The sequence below is a fragment of the Latilactobacillus fragifolii genome, from assembly GCF_905332535.1.
Lineage (GTDB): Bacteria > Bacillota > Bacilli > Lactobacillales > Lactobacillaceae > Latilactobacillus > Latilactobacillus fragifolii.
This window is the reverse complement of record NZ_CAJOCF010000003.1, coordinates 253,524-265,317: the sequence shown is the minus strand read 5'-3', so window position 1 is coordinate 265,317 and position 11,794 is coordinate 253,524. Positions and strand designations below refer to the sequence as shown.

Here is an 11,794-nt window from a genome sequence, read left to right as displayed (position 1 = left end):
ATTAAAATTCTGTAAAATGGTGTTTGGAAAGACAGCTATTGGAGGAGATCAATTATGAGTTTATAACATCATCTTACCATGAACGAAAGAGAAAACATCTATATTATGAGACACTTATTCTTAGACTTTCAATGGTCCCCCCGAAGAAATTTTTGCCAGATTGCGTTTAGAAAATTCCGATATCGCTGTCAGCCATACTAACATCTATAATAGTAAAATGTTTAACTTTTTTAGAGCACTTCAAACACCTAATAGCCAAGAGGCTTTTTGGGTATTAAATAATAGATTTAGCAAGTTCAAAATTTTCAAATTTCTCTAAAGAATTCCTTAGTTTTACGGGTATCGAATAGTGGTTACACACTGTTTATGCTACAATAAAATAGATTATTTTAAATTATTAAGAAACGGAGTTAAGTTAAATGGAAAATGGTGTGGGATTTAAATCTGTGGGTGTTGTTTTTAAGAAATATTGGTGGGTAATTTTTGTGACAATTATTATTGGTGGTGTTGTGGGAATTATGACAGCAAAATCAACAGTTAGTTACGAAACAACCGCTAGATTATATGTTAATAAAGGATACATCGAAGACAAAAAAGGTAACGGCGTTTTTGATAATGACATTGAACGTTTTTGGCAATCAATTAATAGTTTAAGTAAGACACAAAGCTTTAAAAAAGCTATGACTAAAAAGGTTAGAGATTACTCAAATGATAATTTATTAATTGATAGCAGTAACGGATCTAAAGTCATAGCTGTGAAATACACCGGTACTACGCAAGCTAAAAGTATTAAAGGTGCTAAGTATGCGACAGAACTTTTAAGAGAAGAAGTGCTTAAGTATGATGATGAAAATAGCAAATTAGTTGTGATTGATCATGCCTCGAAAGATACAACTGCAACAATAGGCTTTAGTAACAAGAAAACAAATGCTATCATGGGCATCATCTACGGTGCAGTATTGGGCTTCATTCTCAGTGCTATTCATTTTATTGTTACGCGTAGAAAGAATTAGGAGGGAACGATTTGGTTAATCCGTTCTTTATGTTCATTCTTGCCTTTTCAGCAGTTATCCTGAGTTTCTTTTTTGGTTGGTCCAGTATTTATCCAAGTTTTTCGAGTGATGTTCTTTTCTTTTTTGTTGTAATGTTCTTGTTAGCTGGCGTGCTAGGATACTTTATCTATAAAAGTGATGTAATAACTTTTAAGAAAATTAAGAGTACAACAAATGTTGTTTGGTTAGTAGTTATTATTTTAATAGGGACATTAGCTGAAGGAGCATATAATCGTGGCTTTCCGTTGCAGTTTATGCTTCAAGGCAAGGATTCCGGTTATACAGAATTCGGAATTCCAACAGTCCATGTTTTTTTACTTACTTTGACAGCTTTTTTAACAACTTATTTGTGGCACTTAATTCTTTCTTCAACTGGAAAATTGAGAAATCGATATATATTACTCTGTGCCTTAAGCTGCATTCCATATGTTTTAGAAGTTAACCGCGGAATGTTTATGATGGTAATGGTAAACTGTTTTACTATTTTTATTTTAGCTATTTGGAAAAAAATTAAGGTGAGACATATTATTGGTTTGGTAATTTTCGGTATTTTATCCTTGTTTTTATTTGGTGTCATGGGAAATGCACGAGTGAACACCTCGTATCAAAATGGTAGATCAGCTTTCGATTCTGCATCAATTATGCAAATCGGCGGTGCAACTGAAAAATTCAAAAAGAGTAAGATTCCCAAGGAATTTTTTTGGGCTTATATCTATGCTTCATCGCCCATAGCTAATTTTCAAAAAAATGTAAATCATAGTAAGGCGACTGAAAAAATAACAGTTCCAAAAGTGAATAGTATGTTTTTTGGTGAGTTACTGCCTAATTTTATTGGTAAAAGAGCGCTCGCTAATTCAGATTATAAAGAGGTTAAGATTCAACAAATTACACCAGAATTGAATGTGGGAACTGCATTGAGCAGTCCTTATCGTTTATTAGGATGGATTGGGGTTACTATGTACGTCATAATCATCTTTGTTGGTGCATATGTATATCTTTATTTCTTGTATAAGCTAAATTCAAGATTCTTCATTGTTGGGTTATCGGTACTAAATACAATATTTGCATTAACAATTTATTCGAATATGATTCAAGCAACTGGTTTGAGTTTACAACTAGCGTACCCCATAATATTCGCTTTAATTGATTCTTATGCAGAATACACCAATAAAAACTATTTGAAGATATAGGGAGGATTCGATGGAGACAATTAGTTTTATCATACCAATCTATGGCACTGAAGCGACAATTTTAGTTGCAGGATTGGAACGATTAAAAATGGCAAAAACTTCTTCATTTGAATTTTTATTAATTAGTGATGGTGCCAGAGATGAGTTAGTCGCAATTTGTAGACGTTTTTCTAGAGAAGACAAAAGATTTAAACTTATCGAACAAGCTAATCAAGGAGTTTCTGTTGCTAGAAATACAGGAATCGAAGCCGCTAAAGGCAATTGGTTACTTTTTGTCGATCCGGACGACCTATTAGTAGATAATTTTGAAGAAATATTGTTAAAAAAAGCAAGTGTTGATGTAGACATTATCTTTTTTGGCTTTGATCGGATATATGAAGACGGTAAAGTTGAGAATAGTTTTCCTAAGGAGAGGCTGTTTCCAAATAAAACGTTATCAACGAATGATTTGATTCGTGCGACACTTTCCGATGGTGCTTATTACAATGGCATTTATGGATATTTTCTTGGGACTCCATGGGCAAAAATGTTTCGGAAATCTTTTTTAGAAGACAATAAGTTATCTTACCCAGCAGGCATTATTAAGAGAGAAGACGCATTATTTAGTATCGAAGTTTTCTTGAAGAATCCTAGGATTGACGCTGTTAATCAGGTACTATATCACTATAGGATTGATCATAATAATTCAATTAGTAATAGTTATCGACAAGGAGTTAGAGAGAGCTTTATTGCAGTTTCGAATAATTTGAATGCTGATTTATCAGACTGGTTGCAGCAGCCTGATAATGCATCATTTTTAGCCTCTTACGTGTTGAGGATTTCAATTGAACTAATGTTTGCAGATTTTTGTAATTTAAGCAATCCTAAGACATATCAAGAAAGAAAAAATGAGTTTAAGACTTATCTAGAATTGCCTGCTATAAAAAAACAAATCAAAAATGCAAAATTAGATAATATGCCGATGAAGCAAAAAATATTAGGATTATTAATTAAGCAGAGAAATTTCTATTTATTAAATTATTTATTATTTAAAAGAAAGCGTGGATAAGAATTTGAAAGTTGCGGCAGTTATTGTGACCCATAATCGCAGAGATAAATTAGAAAAAGCGATTGATAGTTTATTAGAACAGTCCGCGCCAGTTGAAAAAATAGTGGTTGTTGATAATCAATCAACTGATGATACGCTTGTTTTTTTGAAAGCTAAAGCGCGTGATAATGAACAGATTAAAGTGATTCATTCAGAAGATAATTTAGGTGGTGCTGGAGGCTTTAACATGGCTTTAGCAGCAACGCTTCAGTTGCCTGAAATTGATTGGATTAGTATTGCTGATGATGATGCAGTCTACGACCGCGATTATATGAAGAAAATGGCCGAACTCAGTGAAAAACACACTAATATCGGTTGTTTTACGGGAACAGTTATTGAAGACGGTGAGATTGGGACTGAGCATCGGGTGAAAATTGATGATTTAGACCGTTTACAACTATCTAAGATTGATTTAAAAAACTATGATAGCAATTTTTCAGTTGATATTGCAACATTTGTAGGGGTCTTCTTGAGAAAAGATGTCTTAGAGAAAATTGGCTTACCGGAAAAAGATTTTTTTATTTGGTATGACGATATTGAATATTCGCTTCGCATTCGTAAGGAAACTGAAATCATTAATAATATTCAAGCTAAGATTTATCACCTGACAGATAATAATAGTGTAGGGGCAAGCGGTGTTAATCGACCAATTGGATGGAAAGATTATTACGGGTATCGTAATCGATGGCAAACAATGCAACTACACTGTGAAAATCGCCAAATTTTAACAAAACAATTACGTTACGAACATTTTAGGTATGCAGTGGGCGCGCTATTAAAGAAAAAAGGGCAATATTCTAGAGTGGGTGCTTTTAAGTTAGTTAATACTGCCTATAGCGATTTTAAAAATGATAAGATGGGTAAGAACGAAGCATACTTACCGTTTTAAATGAAAGTGGTGGTGAAAGGTAATGACTAGTATTTCAGTTTGTATGGCAACTTATAATGGTGTCAAAACATTACCCAAACAAGTTAAATCAATAATCACTCAGCTATCATTAGAAGATGAAGTTGTGATAATAGATGATTGTTCAACAGACGATACTGTGAACCTTGTATCGGGTTTATTGTCCAATTTTAAAGGTCAAGTAATCATTGAGCGAAATGAACAAAATATGGGTCCGATAAGATCTTTTGAGAAAGCATTAGGTCTTGCTACAAAAGATCTTATTCTTCTTTCTGACCAAGATGATGAATGGCATGATAATAAGGTGCAAGTTCTCAAAGAATGCTATGCAAGTGAGAATTCCGATCTGATGGTTCATGATGCAGCTGTACTTGATAAGAACGGTGACATTATTGATCAATCTTGGAATCATTACAATCATAATCGGGTTGATCAAAATGTTTTTGGAAATTTGATTAAAAATGGTTATACTGGTGCAATGATGGCTGTATCAAGACGACTATTAGAGGTAGCATTACCTTTTCCTAGGGGAATTGAAATGCATGATCAATGGCTTTTCTTAGTAGCTAAAAAAAATCATTTTAAGATTACAACTATTTCTGACTCTCTAATGAATTATGTTAGACATGGAGGAAACGTAACTGGTATGACGAAACGGAGTAAAAGTGAAATGCTGAATGGTCGTTTAAGGATGTTAGGTGCATATTTAAAGATGAAGGAGGCCCCAAAATGAAAGGTATTATTCTAGCAGGCGGCTCTGGGACACGTTTGTATCCCATTACACGCGCGTTATCAAAACAATTGATTCCAATCTATGACAAACCAATGATTTACTACCCCATGTCAGTGCTGATGTTGGCGGGGATTCAAGAGATCATGATTATCTCAACCCCAACTGACACACCACGGTTTAAAGAATTATTTGGCAATGGCAATGACCTAGGCTTAAGCATCGAATACGCGGTTCAAGAACAACCCAATGGTTTGGCAGAAGCTTTCGTGATTGGGGCGGACTTTATCGGTGACGATTCAGTGTGCTTAATCTTAGGCGATAACATCTATTATGGTGGTGGCCTTTCAGAAATGCTTCAAAGAGCGGCTCAAAAAGAATCAGGCGCAACAGTTTTTGGTTATCATGTGAATGATCCAGAACGTTTTGGAGTTGTTGACTTTGATGAAAATATGCACGCTAAGTCAATTGTTGAAAAACCCGAACGTCCAGCAAGTAACTACGCGGTAACGGGGTTATACTTCTACGACAACCAAGTTGTCGACATTGCCAAGCATATTAAACCATCACCACGTGGTGAATTAGAAATCACGGATATTAATAAAGCATATCTTGAAAAAGGACAGTTAGATGTTGAATTGATGGGCCGGGGGTTTGCTTGGTTAGATACTGGGACTCACGATTCATTACAAGAAGCAAGTAGTTTCATTGCGACCGTTCAAAAGCGGCAAAACTTGAAGGTGGCGTGTTTAGAGGAAATTGCTTACCGCATGCATTACATCGATAAGGCAAAAGTCATTGAATTAGCGCAACCACTCAAGAAAAACGACTACGGTCAATATTTATTGAGATTAGTAAAAGAAGATTAGGGGTAGGCAATCATGGGTAAGTTAAAAGTCACAACAACTAAATTACAAGACGTTAAAATTATTGAGCCAGCTGTCTTTGGCGATCATCGTGGATTCTTCACAGAATCTTATTCAGAACGCGATTTTAAAGAAGCTGGAATTGATATTGATTTCATTCAAGATAATCACTCCCTTTCAACGCAAGCTGGTGTTTTGCGGGGGTTACATTTCCAACGCGGTAAAGCAGCACAGACGAAATTAATCCGGGTCGTTACGGGGGCGGTTTTAGACGTGATTGTGGATGTCCGGGCTGGTTCGCCAACTTATAAACAATGGGAAGGCTACATCCTTTCTGCTAGCAATCACCGTCAATTACTTGTCCCAAAAGGCTTTGCCCACGGTTTTGTGACCTTGACGGATAACGTTAATTTCTTGTATAAATGTGATGGCTACTACGATGCAGAAGCCGACGGCGGCATTTCATTCAAGTCACCAGAATTAAATATTGATTGGCCAATCGATTTTGATCAAGCCATTACGTCTGAAAAAGATGCGAACCAACCAACTTTTACTGAATTTGAAAAAGACAATCCGTTTGTTTACGGTGAAATTTAAGGAGATCGACACACTATGAAAAATATTATTGTGACTGGTGGGGCCGGCTTTATCGGTTCTAACTTCGTGCATTATGTGGTGAATAACCATCCAGAAGTTCACTTGACGGTTTTAGATAAGTTAACTTACGCTGGGAACCGCGCCAATCTAGCCGGGTTACCCGCAGACCGTGTGGAATTAGTTGTTGGCGATATTTGTGACGCTGAATTAGTGGACCGCTTAGTCCAAAAAACGGACGCAGTAGTGCACTATGCTGCAGAAAGCCACAACGATAACTCTTTAAAAGATCCTTCACCATTTATTCAAACAAACATCATCGGTTCATATACGTTGATTGAAGCTTGTCGGAAATATAACGTGCGTTATCACCACGTTTCAACCGATGAAGTTTACGGTGATTTACCACTCCGTGAAGACTTACCGGGACACGGCGAAGGTGTTGGGGAAAAATTCACGCCTGAAACGCGCTATAACCCAAGCAGTCCTTACTCATCATCTAAGGCTAGCTCAGACTTGTTAGTGCGTGCTTGGGTCCGTTCATTCGGCTTACAAGCTACAATCTCAAACTGTTCAAACAACTACGGGCCTTACCAACACATTGAAAAGTTTATTCCTCGTCAAATTACCAATATTTTAAGTGGTATTCGACCAAAACTTTACGGTTCCGGGCAAAATGTGCGTGATTGGATTCATACCAATGATCATTCAAGCGCTGTTTGGGCGATCTTAACCAAAGGCAAGATTGGTGAAACCTATTTAATTGGCGCTGACGGCGAACAAAATAACAAAGATGTTTTGGAATTAATCTTAGAATTAATGGGGCAACCTAAAGATGCTTACGATCAAGTTAAAGACCGCCCAGGGCACGATTTACGGTATGCCATTGATTCAACGAAGTTGCGTGAAGAATTAGGCTGGCAACCAGAATTTACTGATTTTAAATCAGGCTTACAACATACCATCGACTGGTATCGGGAGCATCAAGACTGGTGGCAAGCAGAAAAAGCAGCCGTGGAAGCCAACTACGCTAAAAACGGTCAATAATAATAAAGAATTACCTAGCCTATTGAAGGATATGGAATAATTATGAAAAAAACGCTTAACAATATAATCTACAACGGTATCTATCAGTTGTTAATACTAGCACTGCCCATTTTAACAGTTCCATATGTGGCTCGTGTTTTAGGAGCTAGGGCATTAGGAAGTTACTCATTTATTACGTCTATTTCAATGTTTCTAAGTTTTGTAATTTTAATGGGGATGAATCAACTAGGTTCAAGAATTATCGCCCAATCGCACAAAGATAAAGATGAATTAGGTAGTAATTTTGTAGAGTTATGGAAAATACAGTTTTTAGTAGGCTGTTTAGTTATTCTAGCGTATACATTCTTTGCAATGTTTAGTGAGTATAAAACTTATTTATTGTTGAATATTCCATATTTAATTGGCTTTGCAATTGATATTTCGTGGGTCTTTATTGGTCTAGGGGAAGTTAGAAAAGTTGTTGTTCGAAATACATTAATTAAAATATGTTCTGTTGCAATGATTTTTATCTTTGTAAAAAAGCCGAGTGATTTAGGTTATTATGTTTTAATCAATAGCTTGAGTATTTTCTTTGCGAACATTATTTTCTGGCTTAACTTAAAGGGGATAATCACAAAAGAAAGTTTTAAAGGATTCTTTTCTAAATCAATTTTTTTAAAGGAAGCCATGATTTTAGTTATCCCACAACTTGCTGTTCAATTTTATACTAATTTCGATAGTACACTAGTGGGGTGGATTGCAGGACCAGTTCAATTAACTTATTATGATCAATCACAAAGAATTGCGCGAATGCTAGTGACACTGATTACTTCAGTTAGTACAATTTTGATGCCTAAGATGGTGCAACTTCGAATGACTCATTCTAATAATGAGAAGGTCGATCAGTTATTAAAAACCTCACTTGACTATACACTATTAGTTGCACAACTATTTACAATGTTATTAATGGTGAATGCATCTGAATTTGTACCGTGGTTTTATGGTAAATCATATACGCCAATGACAAATAATATGTTGTGGGTTGGGTTAATTATGATTTTTATTTCATACGGTGAAGTATTTGGTAGCCAGTTTTCGTTGGTCAATGGTGATTATAAGCAGTATGCCATTCCAGCAATTATTGGTGCGGTAATCAGCGTTACTCTAAATGTAATTTGTGTTAATCTATGGGGAGCAGATGGCGGAACAGCAGTTATTATTTTAACTGAGTTTATCGTATGCTTTATGAGAATTTATATGGTTCGTAAAGCAGCTGATTTACGTTATCTCGTACATGGACAACTTAGATATGTACTTGCATTTTTGCTAACCGTTTTCGCTGTGCTTAGGTTTAAAGTTGTATTACCTAGCCTGTTCTTAACGATGATTGTTAACTCAATCATTATGACAATTGTATATGTGTTATTACTTGTATTAATGAAAACTAGAATTAATAAAGATATTGGTAAGTTAGTAAAGAAAGTTATTCGTTAATTTGCTGATTTAGTTCATAATTTAGATTTGGGAGAAAATAATAATGACAAATTATTTAGTAGTCGGTTCTGGTCTTTTTGGGTCAACCTTCGCATACGAAGCGGCCAAACGCGGGAACCACGTTAAAGTAATTGAAAAGCGCGATCACATCGCGGGTAACATCTATACAAAGGAAATTGATGGTATTCAAGTACACCAATATGGTGCGCATATTTTCCATACCAGCAATAAGGAAATTTGGGAATATATTAACCAATTCGCAGAATTCAACCGGTACACTAACAGCCCAGTGGCCAACTATAAAGGTGAAATTTATAACTTACCGTTCAATATGAATACGTTCAACAAACTATGGGGGGTCGCAACTCCGGCTGAAGCGGCTGCTAAAATTGCCGAACAACGTCAAGTATTAGGCGATAAGACACCTGAAAACTTGGAAGAACAAGCTATCTCATTGATTGGGACGGATATCTACCAAAAACTAATCAAGGGTTATACTGAAAAACAATGGGGCCAAAAGGCTACTGAATTACCAGCATTCATTATTCGCCGCCTCCCAGTTCGTTTGACTTACGATAACAACTACTTCAATGATACATACCAAGGAATTCCAATTGGTGGGTATACACAAATCATCGAAAAAATGTTGGCTAGTGATTTAATCGATGTTGAAACGGGTGTCGATTTCTTTGATAAGAAACAAGCCTACATTGATCAATATGATAAGGTGATTTTCACCGGGATGATTGATCAATTCTTTGATTATCAATTAGGGGAACTCGAATACCGGAGCCTGCGGTTTGAAACAGAAGAAATGGCTGTTGATAACTATCAAGGAAATGCGGTAGTTAATTATACGGATGCTGAAACACCTTATACACGGGTGATTGAACATAAGCATTTCGAATTCGGTAAAGGTGACAAGAACAAGACCATCGTTACCAAAGAATATCCCGCTAATTGGTCGCGTGGCGACGAACCTTACTATCCAATCAATAACGATAAGAATAACCGTTTGTACAAAGCATACCGTGACTTAGCATCGACAGAACCCAAAGTGGTCTTTGGTGGACGACTAGGTCAATATCGTTACTACGATATGCACCAAGTGATTCATGCGGCGTTACAAGTGGTTAAAGATGAATTACAATAGAGGAGATCACTCATGAAAATTTTAATCACCGGTGCTAATGGTCAATTAGGCACTGAATTACGGCACTTATTAGATGAAAATCAAATTGAATACGTGGGGACAGATGCTACTGAGTTAGATATTACTGATGCAGCGGCAGTCACAACTTACTTCGAAAAGAATAAGCCGGAATTGGTTTATCACTGTGCTGCTTATACAGCTGTCGATGCGGCTGAAGAAGAACCAGGTAAGTCAATCAACTATAAAGTGAATGTTGTGGGCACTCAAAACATCGCGAATGCGGCTGAAGCAATCGGCGCAACGTTAGTTTACATTAGTACCGATTATGTCTTCGATGGGACGAACGACCAAATGTACACAGAGGAAACACCAGCAGCACCTAAGAACGAATATGGGCGAACCAAATTAGCTGGCGAAAAAGCAGTTGCCAACACGATGAGCAAATACTATATTATCCGGACCTCATGGGTCTTTGGTGAATATGGCAAGAACTTTGTTTATACAATGTTGAATCTTGCTAAGACCCACGATCATTTGACGGTTGTGAGTGATCAAGTCGGTCGCCCAACATGGACGCGAACATTGGCTGAATTCATGTTATACGCTGTGCAAAACAACGTCCCTTATGGCTTGTATCAATTATCAAACGATAATTCATGTACTTGGTACGAATTTGCACGCGAAATTCTGAAGGATAGAGATGTAGAAGTGAGTCCTGTGACGTCGGCGGAATATCCACAAAAAGCATTCCGACCAAGACATTCAATCATGGACTTGACGAAGATCAAGGCAACTGGTTTTGAAGTACCAACATGGCAAGTGGCATTACAAAAATTTATGGCAAAAATTGATTAGGATGAGATGATGAGTAATAATCTGGATAAAACGGTGACGATTAGTATTGTGACCTATAATAGTCAATACGTCTTTAAGACGTTAGATAGTATCAAGGCAACTGTCTTGGGGCAATACCCAGTCAAAGTATTGGTGCACGATAATGGTTCAACGCCTGAGTATTTGGCGCAATTAAAAGCCTATGCTGCAGATGACGTTGAAATCATTGAAGGCCAAGAGAATCGTGGGTTCGGTCATGGGCATAATGCCAACCTGAAACTGACAGAATCCGATTATTTTCTGATTTGCAATCCGGATATCATTTTAAATGAAAATGCATTTAAACAAATGTATCGGATTTTAGCGGATCAAGATGCTAATGATAGTTTAGGGATGTTAACGCCGAAGATCGTCGGCCCAGATGGAACAACGCAACATTTAGTCCGGCGAAAGCTAGACGTATTCGATTACATGCTACGCTTTGTCCCTTTTAAGTGGGTTAAGAAGCTTTTTGAGAAACGGTTAGCAGCTTATGAATGTCGGGATTTAACGGATCAACGGCAAGTGATTCGATACGGGTCCGGCGCGTTTATGTTTACGCGAACGGCTGTAATTCGCGCTATTGATGGTTTTGATGAGCGCTTCTTTATGTATTTTGAAGATAATGATCTTTGTGATCGAATTAATCAAAGCGGCCATTCGATTTTATATGTACCAGACGCAGTTGTGACCCATTTTTATGGAATGGCATCCCATCGCAGTTTAAAAGGCTTTAAGATCTTCTTGAAGTCCATGGCGCAGTATTTTAATAAATGGGGTTGGCGTTTCTTCTAACCTCAAGCAAAAAAGACGGTTTTCGAC

General features: G+C 36.8%; 12 protein-coding genes. All 12 read left to right on the top strand.

Going from position 1 to position 11,794, the window contains the following annotated elements; all coding sequences use genetic code 11:
• The first annotated feature begins 419 nt into the window (after positions 1-419).
• The 12 genes from J7Q78_RS05900 to J7Q78_RS05845 are packed head-to-tail and all read left to right on the top strand — an operon-like array spanning position 420 to position 11,767.
• Positions 420-1,013, top strand: a complete 594-nt coding sequence (locus J7Q78_RS05900) for a YveK family protein (protein ID WP_208422043.1) — start codon at positions 420-422, stop codon at positions 1,011-1,013.
• 11 nt (positions 1,014-1,024) lie between these two features.
• On the top strand, positions 1,025-2,242 hold the full coding sequence (locus tag J7Q78_RS05895) for a hypothetical protein (RefSeq protein WP_208422042.1): 1,218 nt from the start codon (positions 1,025-1,027) through the stop codon (positions 2,240-2,242).
• Between the two features lie 10 nt (positions 2,243-2,252).
• Positions 2,253-3,290 carry a glycosyltransferase gene (locus J7Q78_RS05890; protein ID WP_208422041.1) on the top strand — a complete coding sequence of 346 codons (1,038 nt, stop codon included), beginning with the start codon at positions 2,253-2,255 and terminating at the stop codon, positions 3,288-3,290.
• A gap of 4 nt (positions 3,291-3,294) precedes the next feature.
• Positions 3,295-4,218 carry a glycosyltransferase gene (locus tag J7Q78_RS05885; RefSeq protein ID WP_208422040.1) on the top strand — a complete coding sequence of 308 codons (924 nt, stop codon included), beginning with the start codon at positions 3,295-3,297 and terminating at the stop codon, positions 4,216-4,218.
• A 22-nt stretch (positions 4,219-4,240) separates the two neighbouring features.
• Positions 4,241-4,969: a glycosyltransferase gene (locus J7Q78_RS05880; protein WP_235688063.1), complete on the top strand. Its 729-nt coding sequence runs from the start codon at positions 4,241-4,243 to the stop codon at positions 4,967-4,969.
• The gene (gene rfbA, locus J7Q78_RS05875; protein ID WP_154242510.1) at positions 4,966-5,835 is read left to right on the top strand and encodes a glucose-1-phosphate thymidylyltransferase RfbA; all 870 of its coding nucleotides are present in this window, start codon (positions 4,966-4,968) and stop codon (positions 5,833-5,835) included. The genes J7Q78_RS05880 and rfbA overlap by 4 nt, the downstream gene beginning before the upstream one ends.
• Before the next feature lie 12 nt (positions 5,836-5,847).
• Entirely contained in the window at positions 5,848-6,429 is a 582-nt protein-coding gene (rfbC, locus tag J7Q78_RS05870; RefSeq protein ID WP_057908560.1) for a dTDP-4-dehydrorhamnose 3,5-epimerase, read from the top strand.
• A 15-nt stretch (positions 6,430-6,444) separates the two neighbouring features.
• The gene (gene rfbB, locus J7Q78_RS05865) at positions 6,445-7,473 is read left to right on the top strand and encodes a dTDP-glucose 4,6-dehydratase (RefSeq protein WP_208422039.1); all 1,029 of its coding nucleotides are present in this window, start codon (positions 6,445-6,447) and stop codon (positions 7,471-7,473) included.
• Between the two features lie 42 nt (positions 7,474-7,515).
• Positions 7,516-8,946: an oligosaccharide flippase family protein gene (locus tag J7Q78_RS05860; protein WP_208422038.1), complete on the top strand. Its 1,431-nt coding sequence runs from the start codon at positions 7,516-7,518 to the stop codon at positions 8,944-8,946.
• Between the two features lie 43 nt (positions 8,947-8,989).
• Entirely contained in the window at positions 8,990-10,099 is a 1,110-nt protein-coding gene (glf, locus tag J7Q78_RS05855; protein ID WP_208422037.1) for a UDP-galactopyranose mutase, read from the top strand.
• A gap of 12 nt (positions 10,100-10,111) precedes the next feature.
• Positions 10,112-10,954: a dTDP-4-dehydrorhamnose reductase gene (gene rfbD / locus J7Q78_RS05850; RefSeq protein ID WP_208422036.1), complete on the top strand. Its 843-nt coding sequence runs from the start codon at positions 10,112-10,114 to the stop codon at positions 10,952-10,954.
• A gap of 9 nt (positions 10,955-10,963) precedes the next feature.
• Positions 10,964-11,767, top strand: coding sequence for a glycosyltransferase family 2 protein (locus J7Q78_RS05845; protein ID WP_208422035.1), 804 nt, complete (start codon positions 10,964-10,966; stop codon positions 11,765-11,767).
• The last annotated feature ends 27 nt before the right edge of the window (positions 11,768-11,794 follow it).

Excerpts from the sequence above, each read along its gene's own strand:
- J7Q78_RS05900 (WP_208422043.1), top strand. The coding sequence starts at position 420 with ATGGAAAATGGTGTGGGATTTAAATCTGTGGGTGTTGTTTTTAAGAAA.
- J7Q78_RS05890 (WP_208422041.1), top strand. The coding sequence starts at position 2,253 with ATGGAGACAATTAGTTTTATCATACCAATCTATGGCACTGAAGCGACA.
- J7Q78_RS05880 (WP_235688063.1), top strand. The coding sequence starts at position 4,241 with ATGACTAGTATTTCAGTTTGTATGGCAACTTATAATGGTGTCAAAACA.
- rfbA (WP_154242510.1), top strand. The coding sequence starts at position 4,966 with ATGAAAGGTATTATTCTAGCAGGCGGCTCTGGGACACGTTTGTATCCC.
- rfbC (WP_057908560.1), top strand. The coding sequence starts at position 5,848 with ATGGGTAAGTTAAAAGTCACAACAACTAAATTACAAGACGTTAAAATT.
- rfbB (WP_208422039.1), top strand. The coding sequence starts at position 6,445 with ATGAAAAATATTATTGTGACTGGTGGGGCCGGCTTTATCGGTTCTAAC.
- J7Q78_RS05860 (WP_208422038.1), top strand. The coding sequence starts at position 7,516 with ATGAAAAAAACGCTTAACAATATAATCTACAACGGTATCTATCAGTTG.
- glf (WP_208422037.1), top strand. The coding sequence starts at position 8,990 with ATGACAAATTATTTAGTAGTCGGTTCTGGTCTTTTTGGGTCAACCTTC.
- rfbD (WP_208422036.1), top strand. The coding sequence starts at position 10,112 with ATGAAAATTTTAATCACCGGTGCTAATGGTCAATTAGGCACTGAATTA.
- J7Q78_RS05845 (WP_208422035.1), top strand. The coding sequence starts at position 10,964 with ATGAGTAATAATCTGGATAAAACGGTGACGATTAGTATTGTGACCTAT.